The sequence below is a fragment of the Streptomyces sp. NBC_00019 genome (assembly GCF_045041015.1).
Classification (GTDB): domain Bacteria; phylum Actinomycetota; class Actinomycetes; order Streptomycetales; family Streptomycetaceae; genus Streptomyces.
The window spans coordinates 3094749-3113148 of sequence record NZ_CP108302.1 but is presented as its reverse complement, the minus strand read 5'-3'; the positions used below and the strand labels follow the sequence as shown (position 1 = coordinate 3113148).

At 70.9% G+C, this 18400-nt stretch carries 14 protein-coding genes; 10 read left to right on the top strand and 4 right to left on the bottom strand.

Annotated features, from left to right (window positions below):
* Positions 1 to 14: 14 nt before the first annotated feature.
* The 4 genes from OHU89_RS14875 to OHU89_RS14860 form a co-directional block, all read right to left on the bottom strand.
* On the bottom strand, positions 15 to 2402 hold the full coding sequence (locus OHU89_RS14875) for a DUF3488 and DUF4129 domain-containing transglutaminase family protein (protein ID WP_405643057.1): 2388 nt from the start codon (positions 2400 to 2402) through the stop codon (positions 15 to 17).
* Positions 2399 to 3775 (bottom strand): DUF58 domain-containing protein, encoded by a 1377-nt coding sequence (locus tag OHU89_RS14870; protein WP_405643056.1) that lies wholly within the window; start codon positions 3773 to 3775, stop codon positions 2399 to 2401. The genes OHU89_RS14875 and OHU89_RS14870 overlap by 4 nt, the downstream gene beginning before the upstream one ends.
* On the bottom strand, positions 3775 to 4803 hold the full coding sequence (locus tag OHU89_RS14865) for a MoxR family ATPase (RefSeq protein WP_266893611.1): 1029 nt from the start codon (positions 4801 to 4803) through the stop codon (positions 3775 to 3777). The genes OHU89_RS14870 and OHU89_RS14865 overlap by 1 nt, the downstream gene beginning before the upstream one ends.
* Positions 4804 to 5043: 240 nt before the next feature.
* A complete protein-coding gene (locus OHU89_RS14860; protein WP_405643055.1) occupies positions 5044 to 5652 on the bottom strand; it encodes a beta-class carbonic anhydrase in 609 nt (202 codons plus the stop codon).
* 354 nt (positions 5653 to 6006) lie between these two features.
* Here OHU89_RS14860 and rsmH point away from each other — a divergent pair, with 354 nt between their 5' ends.
* The 10 genes from rsmH to OHU89_RS14810 all read left to right on the top strand — a co-directional run bounded on the left by rsmH (position 6007) and on the right by OHU89_RS14810 (position 18373).
* On the top strand, positions 6007 to 6963 hold the full coding sequence (gene rsmH / locus OHU89_RS14855; RefSeq protein WP_405643053.1) for a 16S rRNA (cytosine(1402)-N(4))-methyltransferase RsmH: 957 nt from the start codon (positions 6007 to 6009) through the stop codon (positions 6961 to 6963).
* Positions 6964 to 7023: 60 nt separating this feature from the next.
* The gene (locus OHU89_RS14850) at positions 7024 to 7542 is read left to right on the top strand and encodes a septum formation initiator family protein (protein WP_405643051.1); all 519 of its coding nucleotides are present in this window, start codon (positions 7024 to 7026) and stop codon (positions 7540 to 7542) included.
* A 5-nt stretch (positions 7543 to 7547) separates the two neighbouring features.
* Positions 7548 to 9509, top strand: coding sequence for a peptidoglycan D,D-transpeptidase FtsI family protein (locus OHU89_RS14845; protein WP_405643050.1), 1962 nt, complete (start codon positions 7548 to 7550; stop codon positions 9507 to 9509).
* A gap of 174 nt (positions 9510 to 9683) precedes the next feature.
* Positions 9684 to 11204, top strand: a complete 1521-nt coding sequence (locus OHU89_RS14840; RefSeq protein WP_405643048.1) for a UDP-N-acetylmuramoyl-L-alanyl-D-glutamate--2,6-diaminopimelate ligase — start codon at positions 9684 to 9686, stop codon at positions 11202 to 11204.
* A 4-nt stretch (positions 11205 to 11208) separates the two neighbouring features.
* On the top strand, positions 11209 to 12609 hold the full coding sequence (gene murF / locus OHU89_RS14835) for a UDP-N-acetylmuramoyl-tripeptide--D-alanyl-D-alanine ligase (protein WP_405643046.1): 1401 nt from the start codon (positions 11209 to 11211) through the stop codon (positions 12607 to 12609).
* Positions 12606 to 13679, top strand: a complete 1074-nt coding sequence (gene mraY, locus OHU89_RS14830) for a phospho-N-acetylmuramoyl-pentapeptide-transferase (RefSeq protein WP_266828289.1) — start codon at positions 12606 to 12608, stop codon at positions 13677 to 13679. Before murF ends, mraY begins: the two co-directional genes overlap by 4 nt.
* Positions 13661 to 15079 (top strand): UDP-N-acetylmuramoyl-L-alanine--D-glutamate ligase, encoded by a 1419-nt coding sequence (murD, locus tag OHU89_RS14825; RefSeq protein ID WP_405643044.1) that lies wholly within the window; start codon positions 13661 to 13663, stop codon positions 15077 to 15079. Before mraY ends, murD begins: the two co-directional genes overlap by 19 nt.
* A 20-nt stretch (positions 15080 to 15099) precedes the next feature.
* Entirely contained in the window at positions 15100 to 16449 is a 1350-nt protein-coding gene (gene ftsW, locus OHU89_RS14820; protein ID WP_266893625.1) for a putative lipid II flippase FtsW, read from the top strand.
* Between the two features lie 6 nt (positions 16450 to 16455).
* On the top strand, positions 16456 to 17553 hold the full coding sequence (gene murG / locus OHU89_RS14815; RefSeq protein WP_405643042.1) for an undecaprenyldiphospho-muramoylpentapeptide beta-N-acetylglucosaminyltransferase: 1098 nt from the start codon (positions 16456 to 16458) through the stop codon (positions 17551 to 17553).
* A 25-nt stretch (positions 17554 to 17578) separates the two neighbouring features.
* Positions 17579 to 18373: a cell division protein FtsQ/DivIB gene (locus OHU89_RS14810; RefSeq protein ID WP_405643040.1), complete on the top strand. Its 795-nt coding sequence runs from the start codon at positions 17579 to 17581 to the stop codon at positions 18371 to 18373.
* Positions 18374 to 18400 lie beyond the last annotated feature (27 nt).

Below are 18400 nucleotides of genomic sequence, written 5' to 3'. Positions count from 1 at the left end.
GTTGCTCCGAGGGCTCAGCTCTCCTGGCCCGACGGCTGCTTGCGCAGCGTCGGCCTGGCCGCCGCCGCACGGGCCGTCACACCGGTCCACCACTCCGAGACCGCCCACACCACTCGTACGGTTGAACGCGGCGCGAACATCGCCCGCAGCTTCGTACGCCGGGTCACCGGGACGGCCAGTCCGGCGATCGCCCGCCGGACGTCCTCCGCGAGCCCCGCCGTCGGGCGCGGCCGCGGCGCGTAGAGAACCTGCTCCACCGCGTCCGCCACCCGGTGCACCGCGATCGCGGCCGTCGGGTCGAGATGCCCCAGTCTCACGATCCGCGCCGCCGCCTTGCGCGGGGTCTGCGAATCGTCCGGCAGGATCCCGAAGTCCCACGCCGTATCGGTCAGTTCCAGCCAGACCGCAAGGGTGTGCAGCGCCGCGTCCGCCTCACTGCGGCCGTGCGCACCCAGCCGAACCGCCCGGGTGCGGCGGCGCCACACCATCGGCGCCAGTGGGATCGCCAGCGCGGCGAGCCCGCCGAGGACCCAGGCGAGCACGACGGTCCACTTCGGACCACCGCCGTCCGTGACCGGCAGGGCCGCGGCGGACTCGCTCGGGCACGCCTCCAGCTTCTTCTGCTCCGCCGTGCAGCTCTCGCTCGCCGAGGGGGCGGTGGAAGGCGCGGCGCGCGCCGACCGGGACGGGACGCCCGGGTCGGGCAGGTTGCTGTTCGGGCTGTCCGTCTGCGTGTACTCGGGCTGGGTGCCCCGGGTCGGAGTCGGCTCGAAGCGGGTCCAGCCCACGCCCTCGAAGTACAGCTCGGGCCAGGCGTGGGCGTCCCGCAGCCCCACCGACACCGTGCCGTCGGCCTGCGGCGTACCCGGCGCGAAGCCCACCGCCACCCGGGCCGGGATGCCCAGGGTGCGGGCCATCGCCGCCATCGCGAAGGAGAAGTGGACGCAGAAGCCCTGCTTGTCCTTCAGGAACCGGGCGATCGCCTGGGAGCCGGAGCCGACCTGCACCTGGGTGTCGTACTGGAAACCGCCCGTCAGGGAGAAGTACTCCTGGAGCTTGACCGCCTGCTCGTAGTGGTTCGCGGAGCCCTGGGTGACCTCACGAGCCGTGGTGGCCACGACCGCCGGAAGCGAGTCGGGCACCTCGGTGTAGTCGCGCCTGATGTCCCCGGGCGGCGCCGGGGCGGCCGCCAGCTGCTCCGCCGTCGGCTGCACGACGAGGCTCTTGACCTCGTACGTCGCCCCGCTCGTGGTCTGGTCGTGGTCGCCGACGAGGGTCATGCCCTCGGGTTCGTAGCGCCAGTCCCCGTCGATCTGCACACCGCTGGGCGGGTACGGCATCGGCAGCCAGTCCTGGCGGTAGTCCTTGGCGGCCGTGACACTGGTCGTGATCTCGGCGCGCCGGATGTCGGCGCCGAGGCCGATCGGCGTGGGCAGCTGGTCCGGCACCTTCTCGATGTCGCGCTTGGACGGCTTCCAGGTCCGGCCGTCGAAGTCGTCCAGCGAGACGATCCGCAGATAGAGGCTGCCCTGGTCCTCGGGCTCGGTGCGCAGGGACAGGACCTGGCGGTCCTCGTCCACGTTGAGGTTGTCGCGCAGGGACACCAGCGGGTTCACCGCGGAGATGGTGCCGCCGCTCCCGCTGCCGCCGCCCACACCCGCCCCGGTGCCGTCCAGGAGGCCGCCGTCCATCGCGGGCAGCGCGACCGGTACCACCAGGGCGAGCCCCAGTGCGACCGCGCCGATGCGCCGCCCGGTGCGGACCGGCGCCACCACGCCGGGCTCCCCGCCCGGGGTGCGCGGTGCCCCGCCGAAGACCCGGCCCCACTGGGAGAGCCGGTCGCGTCCCTCGGACAGCAGCAGCATCAGATAGCCGGCCGCCGCGACCAGGAACCACAGCCAGTCGGCGCCGCCGTCGGAGAGCCCCGCGGCGACGGAGTACAGCGCCAGCAGCGGCAGCCCGGCCGGAGCCGCGCTGCGGAAGGTCACCGCGAGGGTGTCCACCGCGAGGCCGATGACCAGCACACCGCCGATGATCATCAGCCGGATGCCGTCGGACTCCAGCGGTGCCGGGATCGCGTACCGCGCGACGTCGTCGCCGCCCTGCTGGAGCAGATCGGCGAACCGCTGGAACGCCTCCGGACCCGGGACCAGCCCGGCGACCGCCTGCTCCCGGGTGAAGACCAGGGTCAGCATCATCAGCGTGACCAGGGCCTGTGCGGCCACGGTCAGCGGCCGCGCCAGCGGCACCCGCCGGGTCGCCGCGCCCACCAGCGACTGGACACCGAGCAGCAAGGCCGCCTGCAGGATCCACGAGGCCGGTTCGACCAGGGGCAGCAGGGCGCAGGACGCCATCAGGGTGGCCGCCCAGGCGCACAGCGCCAGTCGTGCCCGCCCGCTCATGCGCGTGCCCCCTCACTGCCCGGCCCGCTCGTCGCACCGATGCCGGAGCGCTCACGGTCCGCCTGGCGCCACAACTCGCCCAAGGAGGCGCCCCGCGGCACGCTCAGCGCCGTCCAGCCCGCCTCACGCAGCATCCGCAACCGCTCCTCGCTCCTGTCCAACGGGCCGGCCACATCGGTCGGTTCCCGCCCCCAGCCGCCGCCGTCCAGCACGAAGGCGACCGCGCCGCCACTGCGCTGACGCATCTTGGCGGCCACTGCGGCCTGCTCCTCGTCGAGGTCGCCGAAGAAGGCGATCAGCAGTCCCTCGTTGCCCCCGCGCAGCAAGTCGTACGCCCGGGACAGACCCGTGCCGTCGGAGTGGTCGATCACCGCGAGGGTGTCCATCATCAGCCCGGCCGCGTCCGCCGACTCCTGGCTCGCGCCCGCGAAGCCGTCCGCGCCCTCGCCGGGCACCGAACTGCCGGTGTCCGTCAGCAGTCGTACGGAGAAGCCTCGTTCGAGCATGTGCACCAGCGCCGACGCCGTGCCCGACACAGCCCACTCGAAGGGCGAGTCGGGGCCCGCGCCGCGGAAGGCGAGGCCCCGGGTGTCCAGCAGCACCGTGCAGCGGGCGCGCTGCGGCTGCTCCTCGCGGCGCACCATCAGCTCGCCGTAGCGCGCGGTGGAACGCCAGTGCACCCGTCGCAGATCGTCGCCGTAGCGATAGCCGCGCGGGATGACGTCGTCCTCGCCGGCCAGGGCGAGCGAGCGGTTCCGCCCGTCGCCGTACCCCTTCGCCTCACCGGCGAAGCGCACCGGCGGCAGCGGCTCCACACGCGGGATCACCGTCAGGGTGTCGTACGACGAGAAGGACCGGGTCAGCTCGCACATGCCGAATGGGTCGGTCAGACGCAGCTGGAGCGGGCCCAGCGGATAGCGGCCGCGCAGGTCGGAGCGGACGCGGTAGGACACCTCGCGGCGGCCGCCCGCCTCCACCCGGTCCAGCACGAAGCGGGGACGCGGGCCGAGGACGTACGGCACCCGGTCCTGGAGCATCAGCAGACCGGTGGGCAGCCGCGAGACGTTGTCCATCCGCAGATGGACACGGGCCTCGCTGCCGGAGGGCACGCGCGCGGGGGAGAGCCGGCGGCTGCCGGCCACCCGGTAGCGGGTGCGGTAGAGCACGGTCGCGCAGACCAGCGGCAGCAGCGCGAGGAGCAGCCCGACCCGGAGCAGATCGCTCTGCCCCAGGACGTACGCGCAGATGGCGGCTGCGATCCCGGCGGCCAGGAACGAGCGGCCGCGGGTCGTCAGACCGGCCAGCGCGGTGCGCACCCCGCCCTTGTCGCCCCGGTCGGCCTCGCTGTGGGCCGGCCCGGCGGCGGTGGTCATCACAGCCTCCGCGGCGGCTGCTGGCCGTACGCCTGCGTGCCGTGCCCGAGCCCGGCGCCGCCCTGCTGCTGGGGCACCGGAGTGCGCTGCAGGATCTCCTGCACCACCTGCTCCGCCGTACGCCGGTTGAGCTGGGCCTGGGCGGTGGGCAGCAGACGGTGGGCCAGGACAGCGACGGCGAGCGCCTGGATGTCGTCCGGCAGCGCGTACTCCCGGCCGCTCAGGGCGGCGGATGCCTTCGCCGCGCGCAGCAGATGCAGCGTCGCGCGCGGGGAGGCGCCGAGTCTGAGGTCGGGGTGGGTGCGCGTGGCGGCGACCAGCTCCACCGCGTACCGCCGGACCGTGTCGGCGACGTGGACTCCGCGCACGGCGTCGACCAGCTTCACGATGTCGTGCGCGTGCGCCACCGGCTGGAGGTCGTCCAGAGGGCTCGCCCCGCCATGGATGTCGAGCATCTGCAGCTCGGCCTCCGCGCTGGGGTAGCCGATGGAGACCCGCGCCATGAAGCGGTCGCGCTGGGCCTCCGGCAGGGGATAGGTGCCCTCCATCTCGACCGGGTTCTGTGTGGCCACCACCATGAACGGGCTCGGCAGCTCGTACGTCTGCCCGTCGATGGTCACCTGCCGCTCCTCCATGGACTCCAGGAGTGCCGACTGGGTCTTCGGCGAGGCGCGGTTGATCTCGTCGCCGATCACGATCTGCGCGAAGATCGCCCCCGGCTTGAACTCGAAGTCCCGGCGCTGCTGATCCCAGATGGACACCCCGGTGATGTCCGAGGGCAGCAGGTCGGGCGTGAACTGAATACGCCGCACCGAGCAGTCGATGGACCGCGCCAGTGCCTTCGCGAGCATGGTCTTGCCGACGCCCGGTACATCCTCGATCAGAAGATGCCCTTCGGCGAGCAGTACGGTCAGCGAAAGCCGTACGACCTCGGGCTTGCCCTCGATCACACCCTCTACCGAACTGCGGACACGCTCCACAGTGGCAGTCAGATCTGTGAGGCTCGCTCGATCGTCATAGGTCGTCACCCGGCCCTCCTCGGCCCGTTCTTTCTCCGGGCCGACGCTCTGCGTTGCGGACCGGCCCACCCCGAATCACGGACACCGCCCGGAAAAGGTTCCGCGCGACGTCCATCCACGCATTCTGGCTGCCGTTACCGATTCGTGTCACTCGCCTGTGGACAACTGCCCGCGATATGTCGGGGCTTGCGGCCTTTTGGGCACCCCTGAACCGGAAATCAACAGGAGAACGACAGCTTCGGTGGTGGGTCAGGAGGGGTCGATCTCGCGCAGCAGGCCCGTCTTCACGTCGAACACGAAGCCACGGACGTCGTCGGCGTGCAACAGGAACGGCGAGGTGCGCACCCGCTGCATGGACTGCCGTACGTCCTGGTCGACGTCCCGGAAGGACTCCACGGCCCAGGCCGGGCGCTGGCCGACCTCCATCTCCAGGTCGGTGCGGAAGTCCTCGGTGATCTGCTCCAGGCCGCAGCCGGTGTGGTGGATGAGCACCACGCTGCGGGTGCCGAGCTTGCGCTGGCTGATGGTGAGCGAGCGGATCACGTCGTCGGTGACCACGCCGCCCGCGTTGCGGATGGTGTGGCAGTCGCCGAGCTCCAGGCCGAGCGCCTTGTGCAGGTCGAGACGGGCGTCCATGCAGGCCACCACGGCCACGTGCAGGACGGGACGGGCGTCCATGCCGGGGTCGGTGAAGGCGGAGGCGTACCGCTCGTTCGCGTCGACGAGACGGTCGGTGACGGTGTCGCCCGGTATGGCGCCTTCGGTTGCGGTGGCGCCGGATGCAGAAGTCGTCATAGCCACGACGGTACTGGTCACAGCCGTTCCGGTCCTGTCGTGAGATGGGAAAAAGAGCGTCATCACGTCCTTCGTGTGAGGTAACCCACAGCGGACGGTATGCGTATGAGCGGGTGATTTCCGGTGGTCCGTCGCTCCGTCCCGGAGCCGGGCCGCGACGCGCAGGCCGGTTGATTGACCGCGAGTCACCGTGGACTAAAGTGACGCGAAGCGGGAGGCGAGGTCTCCCTGCTGGACTGAATTCCCCAGGAGAAACCGGCCAGATCGCCGGATCTCCCCACGTGCGCGGCGCGCACGTACGGCTCGGCCTCCTCCCGCTCCCGGCCGGCTGACGCTTTTGGCGCCGGCAGGCCTCCCCTTCACGAGCGGGCGGGGACCCGGCGGTGCGTACCGCCTCGCCGGATCTGAGAGGGCCCCTTGAGCCAGAGTCGACACGTCCCGGTGATGCTCCAGCGGTGCCTGGACATGTTGGCCCCCGCCCTCCAGACCCCCGGAGCGGTCGTCGTCGACTGCACGCTCGGCCTCGGCGGCCACAGCGAGGCACTCCTCCAGCAGTTCCCCGAGGCCCGGCTCGTCGCCCTCGACCGCGACAAGGAGGCCCTGCGCCTGTCCGGCGAGCGCCTCGCGCCGTACGGGGAGCGCGCCACCCTCGTCCACGCGGTCTACGACGAGCTGCCCGAGGTACTGGAGCGGCTCGGCCTCCCGCGCGTGCAGGGCGTCCTCTTCGACCTCGGCGTCTCCTCCATGCAGCTCGACGAGGCCGACCGCGGCTTCGCCTACGCCCAGGACGCCCCGCTCGACATGCGCATGGACCAGACGACCGGCGTCAGCGCCGCCGAGGTCCTCAACACCTACCCGGCCGGCGAACTCGTGCGGATCCTGCGGGCGTACGGCGAGGAGAAGCAGGCCAAGCGGATCGTGTCCGCGATCGTGCGCGAGCGCGACAAGGAGCCGTTCTCCCACAGCGCGCGGCTCGTCGAGCTGATCCGGGACTCCCTGCCGCAGGCCGCCAAGCGCACCGGCGGCAACCCGGCCAAGCGCACCTTCCAGGCGCTGCGCATCGAGGTCAACGGCGAACTGGCCGTCCTGGAGCAGGCGATCCCGGCCGCCGTGCAGGCCCTCGCGGTCGGCGGGCGGATCGCCGTCCTGTCGTACCACTCGCTCGAGGACCGCCTGGTCAAGCAGGTGTTCGCGGCCGGTGCCGCCACCACCGCGCCCCCCGGGCTGCCGGTCGTCCCCGAGCAGTACCAGCCGCGGCTCAAGCTGCTCACGCGCGGTGCCGAACTTCCCACGGAGGAAGAGGTCGCCGAGAACCGGCGAGCGGCTCCCGCGCGGTTGCGCGGCGCCGAGCGCATCAGGGAGGCGCTGGAATGACGGACACGAGGGGGCTGGGGCGCGTGAGCGAGTGGGGAAACCGGACTCACTGGAGGTGCAGTGAGCAGGAAACCTGAACTCAAGGGCCGGGCCGCTCGTCTGGCACGGCTCTTCCCGACCACGGGGGGCCGAGGACAGGCCGCCCGCACCCCGTTCGTACTCCTCGTCGTCCTGCTCCTGGGCGGCGGTCTCATCGGTCTCCTCGTGCTGAACTCCGCGCTCTCCGAAGGGTCGTTCAAACTCGACGACCTCCAGAAGGAGACCAAGAGCCTCACCGACCAGGAGCAGGCCCTCCAGCGGGACATCGACTCCTACTCCGCCCCGGACGCTCTCCAGCGCCGCGCCCGCGAGCTCGGCATGGTCCCCGGCGGCGACCCCGCCTTCCTCGACCCCGACGGCACCGTCAAGGGCGTCCCGGGCGCCGCGGCCGAGCAGTCCTCGGCCCAGGTCGTACGGCCGCCCGAGGCGATCGTCCCGCCGGCCGTCACGTCGGCACCCCCTTCGCCGTCGGTCACCCCCACGCCCACGCCCACCCCCTCCACCGCCCCGTCCTCCGCGACCCCGACCCCCGGCAGGTGACGGAAGTGTCCGACAGGGAACCGCCGCGCCGCCGCGTGCCCGGACCCACCAAGCCCGCCCCCGACGCCCGACGGCGCCCCGCGGGCCCCGGTGCCCGCCCGGCCCGCCGCCCGGCGCCCCGCCCCCAGGCCGCGCGCCCCACGGGCCCGCGCATCATCCGGCTCGGCAGCCCCCGGCCCCGGCTCCGCATGGTCGGCCTCGGCCTGGCCCTCGTACTGATCGCCTTCGCCGTACGGCTGCTCCAGGTCCAGGCCGTCGACGCCAGCACCTACGCCGCCAAGGCCGAGCAGAACCGGTACGTCGGCTACACCCTGGCCGCCGAGCGCGGCCAGATCACCGACCGCTCCGGCGTGGCCCTGGCGACCAGCGTGGACGCGTACGACATCACGGCCGACCCCACGCTCTTCACCCGCGAGCAGCTCAAGATCGACGACGGGCCCGAGCAGGCCGCCGCCCTGCTCGCCCCGATCCTCGGCCAGGAGCAGGCCGAGCTGACCGAGAAGCTGCGGACCAACGGGCAGTACGTCAAGCTCGCCGGCCGGCAGACGCCGCAGGTCTGGAAGCAGATCAAGGACCTCAAGAGCGCACTGGCCAGCAAGGCGGACGACGACCGCACCACCGTCAACGTCCTCGCCGGTGTCTTCGCGGTCGCCACCAGCAAGCGCGTGTACCCGAACAGCGACCTCGCCGCCGGGATACTGGGTTGGGTCAACGCCGACGGCAAGGGCGGCGGCGGGGTCGAGCAGAAGCTGAACTCCCTGCTGTCCGGCAAGGACGGCAAGATCCGCTACGCCCAGTCCGGCGGCCGCCAGGTCCCGACCGCGGGCTCCACCGAGACCCCGGCGGTGCCCGGCAGCGACGTCGAACTCACCATCGACCGCGACATCCAGTGGGCCGCGCAGGACGCCATCACCGAGCAGGTGAAGAAGTCCAAGGCGGACCGCGGGTACGTGATAGTGCAGGACACACAGACCGGCGAGATCCTCGCCATGGCCAACTCGCCCGGCTTCGACCCGGGCGACCTGTCCCAGGCCGACCCGGGCACCCTGCACAACTGGGCTCTGGAGGACGCCTACGAGCCCGGCTCCACCGCCAAGGTCATGTCGATGGCCGCCGTGCTGGAGGAGAACGTCGCCACGCCGCAGACGCACGTCGTCGTGCCCAACCGGCTGCACCGCGGCGACCGGCTCTTCAAGGACGACATCGACCACGAGACCTGGTACCTCACGCTCAACGGCGTGCTCGCCAAGTCCAGCAACATCGGCACCATCCTGGCGACCGGTCAGCTCGGCAAGACCCAGGCGCAGGCCAACCAGGTCCTCTACTCGTATCTGCGCAAGTTCGGCCTGGGCAGCTACAGCGGCCTCGACTTCCCCGGCGAGACCAAGGGCATCCTCGCGGCGCCGCAGGACTGGTCGACCTCGCAGCAGTACACGATTCCTTTCGGCCAGGGCGTCTCCCTCAACGCGATGCAGGCCGCGTCCGTCTACTCGACGATCGCCAATGGCGGCGTACGCGTCGAACCCACGCTCGTCCGCGGCACCCAGGGACCCGACGGACGCTTCGCCCCCGCCGCGAAGCCCGAAAAGGCGAGGGTGATCAGCGAGAAGACGGCGAAGACCCTCGCCCGGATGCTGGAGTCCGTCGTGGACGACCGGGAGGGCACCGGCGCCAAGGCGCGCATTCCCGGCTACCGGGTCGCGGGCAAGACGGGTACGGCCAACCGCGTGGATCCGGCCACCGGCAAGTACCGCGGCTACACCTCCTCGTTCGCCGGATTCGCGCCCGCCGACAACCCCCGTGTCACCGTCTACTGCGCCATCCAGAACGCCACCAAGGGCAGCTACTTCGGCGGCCAGATCTGCGGACCCGTCTACAAGCAGGTCATGGAGTTCGCCCTGAAGACCCTCCAGGTCCCGCCCACCGGGGCCAAGTCCGCCAGTCTCCCCGTCACCTTCAAACCCTGACCTGCACTGCTCGGCACGGAACCACCCAGGAACCAGCTCGTGACAACGATCACTCCCGATTCCGGGAACCAGGGCGCGCCCATGCCCTCACTTCGCTCCGAACGGGGTGTGCCCGGTACGCTCACCGCCGTGCCACACGCTGATCAGTCCCAAACCACCCAGAAGGGCCATCCCGTGACATATCCGGGGCCGCCCAGGCCGGTTCAGGTCTCCGCCACACCCCTCGCGGAGCTCGCCGGTCAGCTGGGTGCCGAACAGCCGGGGAGCACCGCGGAGGTCACGGGCATCACCCATGACTCGCGGGCCGTCCGCCCCGGCGACCTGTACGCCGCCCTCCCGGGCGCCCGCCTGCACGGCGCCGACTTCGTCACCCAGGCCGCCGGCCTCGGCGCGGTCGCCGTGCTGACCGACCCGACCGGCGCCGAGCGCGCCGCGGCGACGGGGCTTCCGGTACTGGTCGTCGACGACCCGCGCGCGCGGATGGGCGAACTCGCGGCCACCATCTACGGCCGTCCGGGCCGCGATCTGCTCCAGATCGGCATCACCGGCACCTCCGGAAAGACCACCACCGCGTACCTGGTGGAGGGCGGTCTGAAGGCCGTCCGCAACACCGGACTCATCGGCACCGTCGAGATGCGGATCGGTGACGAGCGCATCAAGTCCGAGCGCACCACCCCCGAAGCCACCGATCTCCAGGCCCTGTTCGCGGTCATGCGCGAGCGCGGTGTCGAGGCGGTCGCGATGGAGGTGTCCAGCCACGCGCTGGTGCTCGGCCGGGTCGACGGCTGTGTCTTCGACATCGGCGTCTTCACCAACCTCAGCCCGGAACACATGGAGTTCCACTCCGACATGGAGGACTACTTCCGGGCCAAGGCACAGCTCTTCACGCCGAAACGCAGCCGGCTCGGCGTGGTCAACGTCGACGACGAGTACGGCCGCAGGCTCGCCAAGGAAGCCACGGTCCCGGTCGTCACCTTCTCCGCCGAGGGCCACCCCGACGCCGACTGGCGTGCCGAGGACGTCCACGTCGGCCCGATGGACTCGACGTTCACCGTGGTCGGCCCCAAGGGCGAGCGGATCGCCGCCAGGTCCCCGATCGCCGGGCCCTTCAACGTGGCCAACACCCTCGCCGCGATCACCGCCCTCGCCGCCGCGGGCCTCGATGCGCAGACCGCCGCCGACGGCATCGCCGCGGTGCCGGGCGTGCCGGGGCGCCTGGAGCGGGTGGACGCCGGCCAGCCGTATCTCGCGGTCGTGGACTACGCCCACAAGACGGACGCCGTCGAGTCCGTTCTCAAAGCGCTCCGCAAGGTCACCGAGGGCAAGCTGCACATCGTGCTCGGCTGCGGCGGGGACCGCGACACGACCAAGCGCGTGCCGATGGGCGCCGCCGCGGCCCGGCTCGCCGACACCGCCGTACTGACCTCCGACAACCCCCGCTCGGAGGACCCGCTCGCGATCCTTGCAACCATGCTCGAGGGCGCGGCGTCCGTACCAGCACACAAGCGCGGCGAGGTCCAGGTCTTCGAGGACCGGGCCGCCGCGATCGCCGCCGCCGTCTCCCGCGCACAGCCGGGCGACACCGTGCTGGTCGCAGGCAAGGGCCACGAGCAGGGCCAGGACATCGCCGGAGTGGTCCGTCCCTTCGACGACCGCCAGGTGCTTCGAGAAGCCATCCAGAAGACCCAGGGATGAACTTGTGATCGCCCTCTCTCTCGCCGAGATCGCCTCAGTCGTCGGCGGGCAGACCCACGACATACCGGATCCGTCCGCCCAGGTCACCGGATCCGTGGTCCGGGACTCCCGCGAGGTGGAGCCCGGCAGTCTCTTCGTCGCCTTCGTCGGCGAACGCGTCGACGGCCACGACTTCGCCGAGCAGGTCGTCGCGTCGGGCGCGGTCGCCGTACTGGCGTCGCGGCCCGTCGGCGTGCCCGCGATCGTCGTGGACGACGTGCAGAAGGCCCTCGGTGCCCTCGCCCGTCATGTCGTACGACGTCTCGGCGCGACCCTCGTCGCCCTGACCGGCTCGGCGGGCAAGACCAGCACCAAGGACCTCATCGCCCAGGTGCTGCAGCGCAAGGCGCCGACGGTGTGGACCCCCGGCTCGCTCAACAACGAGATCGGGCTGCCGCTGACCGCCCTCAGCGCCACCGACGAGACGAGGTTCCTCGTCCTGGAGATGGGCGCCCGCGGCGTCGGCCACATCCGCTACCTCACGGATCTGACGCCCCCGAAGATCGGCCTCGTCCTCAACGTCGGCACCGCACACATCGGCGAGTTCGGCGGCCGGGAGCAGATCGCGCAGGCCAAGGGAGAGATCGTCGAGGGTCTGCCGGAGGACGGCACGGCCGTTCTCAACGCCGACGATCCTCTCGTACGGGCCATGGCCTCCCGTACGAAGGCGAAGGTGATCCTTTTCGGAGAGTCCGACGAAGCGGACGTACGCGCCGAGAACGTGAGACTCACGGACACCGGACAGCCCTCCTTCAGGCTTCGCACACCCTCCGGTGCAAGCGACGTGACCATGCGCCTGTACGGTGAGCACCACGTGTCGAACGCGCTCGCAGCGGCCGCCGTCGCCCATGAGCTGGGTATGTCCGCGGAAGAGATCGCCACCGCGCTCTCCGAGGCGGGCTCCCTCTCCCGCTGGCGGATGGAGGTCACCGAGCGCCCGGACGGCGTGACCGTCGTCAACGACGCCTACAACGCCAACCCAGAGTCCATGCGGGCCGCCCTGCGCGCCCTGGCAGCCATGGGCCGGGGGCGGCGGACCTGGGCGGTGCTCGGCAAGATGGCCGAGCTCGGGGACGAGGCGCTCGCCGAGCACGACGCGGTCGGACGGCTCGCCGTCCGGCTCAACGTCAGCAAGCTCGTCGCGGTCGGGGGCAGGGAAGCGTCCTGGCTCCAACTGGGCGCATATAACGAGGGTTCGTGGGGTGAGGAGTCGGTGCACGTGTCCGACGCACAGGCGGCGGTCGACCTGTTGCGCAGTCAGCTGCGCCCGGGAGACGTCGTACTCGTGAAGGCGTCCCGTTCGGTCGGCCTGGAGAGCGTCGCCACGGCGCTGCTCGGCGCCGAGGGTGAGGTTGCCGCCCGATGATGAAGCAGATCCTGTTCGCAGGAGTCATTGGTCTGTTCCTGACCCTGGTCGGCACCCCGCTGCTGATCAAGCTGCTCGCGCGCAAGGGGTACGGCCAGTACATCCGCGACGACGGCCCGCGTGAGCACGCCAGCAAGCGCGGTACGCCGACCATGGGCGGTATCGCCTTCATCTTCGCGACGGTGGCCGCCTACTTCCTGTCCAAGGTCATCACCGGCTACCCGCCGACCTACTCGGGTCTGCTGGTGCTCGGCCTGATGGTCGGTATGGGTCTGGTCGGCTTCCTCGACGACTACATCAAGATCGTCAAGCGCCGCTCGCTGGGCCTCAGGGCCAAGGCCAAGATGGCCGGCCAGCTGATCGTTGGCATCAGCTTCGCGGTGCTCGCGCTGATGTTCCCGGACGCCCGCAACAACACCCCGGCCTCCGACAAGCTGTCGTTCATCACGGACTTCGGCTGGAAGATCGGCCCGGTGCTGTTCGTGGTCTGGGCGCTGTTCATGATCCTCGCGATGTCGAACGGCGTGAACCTGACGGACGGTCTGGACGGCCTGGCCACCGGTGCCTCTGTACTCGTCTTCGGTGCCTACACCTTCATCGGTGTCTGGCAGTTCCAGGAGTCCTGTGCCAACGCGGGCACCCTGACCAACCCGGGGGCCTGCTACGAGGTACGAGATCCCCTGGACCTCGCGGTCATCGCCTCGGCGCTGATGGGCGCCTGCCTCGGCTTCCTGTGGTGGAACACCTCGCCGGCGAAGATCTTCATGGGCGACACCGGTTCGCTCGCCCTCGGCGGTGTCCTCACGGGCCTGGCGATCTGCTCCCGCACCGAGCTCCTCGTGGCCATCATGGGCGGCCTGTTCGTCCTCATCACGATGTCGGTCGTCATCCAGGTCGGCTCCTTCAAGCTCACCGGCAAGCGCGTCTTCCGAATGGCGCCGCTCCAGCACCACTTCGAACTCAAGGGCTGGTCGGAAGTCCTTGTCGTGGTCCGTTTCTGGATCATCCAGGGCATCTGTGTGATCGTCGGCCTGGGGCTCTTCTACGCGGGATGGGCAGCGGAAAAGTGACCGACTGGCAGGGGAAGCACGTCACCGTCGCCGGACTCGGCGTCTCCGGCGTCCCGGCGGCCAAGGTGCTGCACGCGCGTGGAGCGATCGTCACGGTCGTCAACGACGGCGACGACGCACGCGCGCGTGAGCAGGCCGCCGAACTGGAGGCACTGGGCATCCCGGTGCGTCTCGGCGACGGCGCGACCCTGCCCGAGGGCACCGAGCTCATCGTCACCGCACCCGGCTGGAAGCCCGACAAGCCGCTGTTCACGGCGGCCCGCGAGGCCGGCGTCGACGTCTGGGGCGACGTGGAGCTCGCCTGGCGGCTGCGCGGCCCCGACGCGGCCCCCTGGCTCGCGATCACGGGCACCAACGGCAAGACCACGACCACCCAGATGCTGGCGTCCATCCTGAAGGCGGCCGGCCTGCGCACCGCCGCCGTCGGCAACATCGGCGTCTCCCTGCTGGACGCGGTGCTCGGCGAGGAGCAGTACGACGTACTCGCCGTGGAGCTGTCGAGCTACCAGCTCCACTGGGCGCCCTCCCTGCGCGCCCACTCCGCCGCCGTCCTGAACCTGGCGCCGGACCACCTCGACTGGCACGGCTCCATGGAGGCGTACGCCGCCGACAAGGGCCGTATCTACGAGGGCAATCGCATCGCCTGTGTCTACAACGTGGCCGACAAGGCCACCGAGGACCTGGTGCGCGGGGCGGACGTCGAGGAGGGCTGCCGGGCCATCGGCTTCACCCTCGGCGCCCCTGGCCCCTCCCAACTCGGCGTCGTGGACGGCATCCTGGTCGACCGCGCCTTCGTCGAGAACCGGCAGAAGAACGCCCAGGAGCTCGCCGAGATCTCCGACGTCAACCCGCCGGCCCCGCACAACATCGCCAACGCCCTTGCCGCGGCGGCGCTCGCACGCGCCTTCGGGGTGCCCCCCAAGGCCGTACGGGACGGTCTGCGGGCCTTCACGCCGGACGCGCACCGCATCGCGCACGTGGCCGACGTGGACGGCGTCGCCTACGTCGACGACTCCAAGGCCACCAACACCCACGCGGCGGAAGCCTCGTTGGCGGCGTACGAGTCCATCGTCTGGATCGCGGGAGGGCTCGCCAAGGGCGCCTCCTTCGACGAACTGGTCGCCAAGTCGGCAAAGCGACTTCGTGCTGTGGTTCTGATCGGCGCCGACCGGGCTCTGATCCGCGAAGCCCTCGCGCGACACGCGCCGGAAGTACCCGTGGTCGACCTCGACCGGACCGACACTGGGGCGATGCTCCAGGCGGTGACGGAGGCGAAGCGGCTGGCACAGCCCGGCGACACGGTGCTGCTGGCCCCGGCCTGTGCCTCCATGGACATGTTCACCAACTACAACAAGCGCGGTGACGCGTTCGCGGAGGCGGTTCGCGAACTCGGCTCCTGACCGACGTAGCGGAGGCTCTGATGCCCAGCAGCCGTACCGGCCGACCGCCCGTGCAGCGGGCCGTCAGACGTCCCGCCGCTTCCCGGACAGCGCGCCAGAATCCCGTCCAACGGCTCTACACACGCGCGCGCCACGCCTGGGACCGGCCGCTGACGGCGTACTACCTGATCCTCGGCGGCAGTCTGCTGATCACCGTGCTCGGTCTGGTGATGGTCTACTCGGCCTCCCAGATCAAGGCGCTGCAGATGTCGCTGCCGGGCTCGTACTTCTTCCGCAAGCAGCTCCTCGCCGCCGCGATCGGCGCCGTACTGCTGCTCGTCGCCTCGCGGATGCCGGTGAAGCTGCACCGGGCGCTGGCCTACCCGATCCTCGCGGGCGCCGTGTTCCTCATGGCGCTGGTGCAGGTGCCGGGGATAGGGATGGCGGTCAACGGCAACCAGAACTGGATCGCGCTCGGCGGTTCCTTCCAGATCCAGCCCAGTGAGTTCGGCAAGCTCGCCCTGGTGCTGTGGGGCGCCGACCTGCTGGCCCGCAAGCAGGACAAGAAGCTGCTGACCCAGTGGAAGCACATGCTGGTGCCGCTCGTCCCGGTCGCCTTCATGCTGCTCGGGCTGATCATGCTCGGCGGCGACATGGGTACCGCGATCATCCTCACAGCGATCCTTTTCGGCCTTCTGTGGCTCGCGGGGGCGCCGACCCGGCTGTTCGTCGGGGTACTGTCGGTCGCCGCCGCGATCGGCATGATCCTCATCAAGACCAGCCCCAACCGGATGGCCCGGCTCCAGTGCATCGGCGCCACCGACCCGGGCCCGGGCGACGCCTGCTGGCAGGCCGTGCACGGAATCTACGCGCTCGCATCCGGCGGAATCTTTGGCTCCGGGCTCGGCGCCAGTGTGGAAAAATGGGGCCAACTCCCGGAAGCACACACGGACTTCATCTTCGCCGTCACCGGTGAGGAACTGGGCCTGGCGGGGACGCTGTCGGTGCTCGCCCTCTTCGCGGCTCTAGGCTATGCGGGTATCCGCGTGGCCGGCCGCACGGAGGACCCCTTCGTCAGGTATGCCGCGGGAGGCGTGACCACCTGGATCACCGCACAGGCGGTGATCAACATCGGTGCGGTGCTCGGCCTGCTGCCGATCGCCGGTGTCCCGCTCCCGCTGTTCTCCTACGGAGGATCCGCCCTGCTGCCGACCATGTTCGCCATCGGGCTGCTGATCGCCTTCGCGCGCGACGAGCCCGCTGCACGGGCAGCGCTTTCGCTGCGGCAGCCCCGCTTTGGTAGAAAGCGGGGTGGCGGGGGACCCACGGGGCCTCGGAGATGGAACACGATGCGACGGCGTGCCTCGGCGCGTTCGTCCGGAGAGCGGTGAATTTCGGTGCATGTCGTACTCGCCGGTGGGGGGACCGCCGGCCACATCGAGCCCGCGCTCGCCCTCGCGGACGCCCTGCGCAGGCAGGACCCGACCGTGGGGATCACGGCCCTCGGCACGGAGCGCGGCCTGGAGACCACGCTCGTCCCGCAGCGGGGCTATGAACTCGCGCTGATCCCGGCGGTGCCGCTGCCACGCAAGCCCACCCCTGAGCTGATCACCGTCCCGGGCCGGCTGCGCGGCACGATCAAGGCCGCCGAGCAGATCCTGGAGCGCACCAAGGCGGACGCCATCGTGGGCTTCGGCGGTTACGTGGCCCTGCCCGGCTATCTCGCCGCCAAGCGGCTCGGGGTGCCGATCATCATCCACGAGGCCAACGCCCGCCCCGGCCTCGCGAACAAGATCGGCTCGCGGTACGCCGCCCAGGTCGCCGTCTCCACCCCGGACAGCAAGCTCCGGGGCGCCCGCTACATCGGCATCCCGCTGCGCCGCACCATCGCCACCCTCGACCGGGCCGCGGTCCGCCCCGAGGCCCGCGCGATGTTCGGCCTCGACCCCAACCTGCCGACCCTTCTGGTCTCCGGCGGCTCCCAGGGCGCCCGCCGCCTCAACGAGGTCGTCCAGCAGGTCGCCCCCTGGCTCCAGCAGGCCGGCATCCAGGTCCTGCACGCGGTCGGCCCGAAGAACGAACTGCCGCAGGTGCACCAGATGCCGGGGATGCCCCCGTACATCCCGGTACCGTACGTGGACCGGATGGATCTCGCGTACGCCGCGGCCGACATGATGCTCTGCCGTGCGGGCGCGATGACCGTCGCCGAACTCTCCGCCGTCGGACTGCCGGCCGCCTATGTCCCGCTGCCCATCGGCAACGGCGAACAGCGGCTCAACGCCCAGCCGGTGGTCAAGGCGGGCGGCGGTCTGCTGGTCGACGACGCGGAACTCACCCCCGAATGGGTCCAGCAGAACGTGCTGCCCGTGCTCGCCGACCCGCACCGGCTCTACCAGATGTCCCGCGCCGCCGCCGAGTTCGGCCGCCGGGACGCCGACGACCTGCTCGTCGGCATGGTGTACGAGGCGATCGCCGCCAACCGTGCACACCGCTAGGCACATGTGACGAAGGGCAGGCAGCGTGGCCGGAACGACGACCGCCGAGCGCGGTGAACGCCAGCAGGAGTCGTCCGGCCCGCCCCCTGTCCGACGGTTGAGGGTGCCTCAGCCTCGTACGATCATCGTTCTCGCCGTCGTCCTGGTCCTGCTGGGCGCGGGCGGCGTCTGGGCCCTGTACGGCTCGCAGTGGCTGCGCGTGGAGCGGGTGGCCGTCTCCGGTACCGGCGTTCTGACGCCCGGACAGGTGCGCGAGGCGGCCGACGTACCGGTCGGATCGCCGCTGATTTCCGTCGACACCGATGCGATTGAGGCACGGTTGCTCCGGAAATTGCCCCGAATTGACTCGGTTGACGTGGTCCGCTCCTGGCCCCATGGAATCGACCTGAAAGTGGTCGAGCGCACTCCGGTTCTGATTGTCGAAAAGGGCGGAAAGTTTGTCGAAGTGGACGATGGCGGCGTCCGTTTTGCCACGGTTTCCCAGGCTCCGAAAGACGTTCCCGCACTGGAATTGACGGTCTCCGAGTCGGGCTCCGCCGCCGCGAGCCTGCGCCGCTTCGGCGAGGACCGGCTCGTGCGCGAAGCCGTCCGGGTCGCCGGTGACATTCCGGCCGCCGTCGCGAAGAGCGCCCGGACCGTCAAGGTGCGTTCGTACGACGACATCTCACTGGAGTTGGGCGACGGCAGGGCCGTCGCGTGGGGGAGTGGCGAGAAGGGTGCCGCCAAGGCCCGTACGCTCACTGCTCTTCTGAAAGCGGCGCCCGATGCGCGGTACTTCGACGTCTCGGTCCCCACCGCCCCTGCGTCATCAGGGAGTTGACGTACATCCGCGCAGGCCAGCACCCTG

What these genes read in the sequence shown, in the direction of transcription:
- OHU89_RS14875 (WP_405643057.1), bottom strand. Translation starts at nt 2,402, where the DNA reads ATGAGCGGGCGGGCACGACTGGCGCTGTGCGCCTGGGCGGCCACCCTG.
- OHU89_RS14870 (WP_405643056.1), bottom strand. Translation starts at nt 3,775, where the DNA reads ATGACCACCGCCGCCGGGCCGGCCCACAGCGAGGCCGACCGGGGCGAC.
- OHU89_RS14860 (WP_405643055.1), bottom strand. Translation starts at nt 5,652, where the DNA reads ATGACGCTCTTTTTCCCATCTCACGACAGGACCGGAACGGCTGTGACC.
- mraY (WP_266828289.1), top strand. Translation starts at nt 12,606, where the DNA reads ATGATGAAGCAGATCCTGTTCGCAGGAGTCATTGGTCTGTTCCTGACC.
- murD (WP_405643044.1), top strand. Translation starts at nt 13,661, where the DNA reads ATGGGCAGCGGAAAAGTGACCGACTGGCAGGGGAAGCACGTCACCGTC.
- ftsW (WP_266893625.1), top strand. Translation starts at nt 15,100, where the DNA reads ATGCCCAGCAGCCGTACCGGCCGACCGCCCGTGCAGCGGGCCGTCAGA.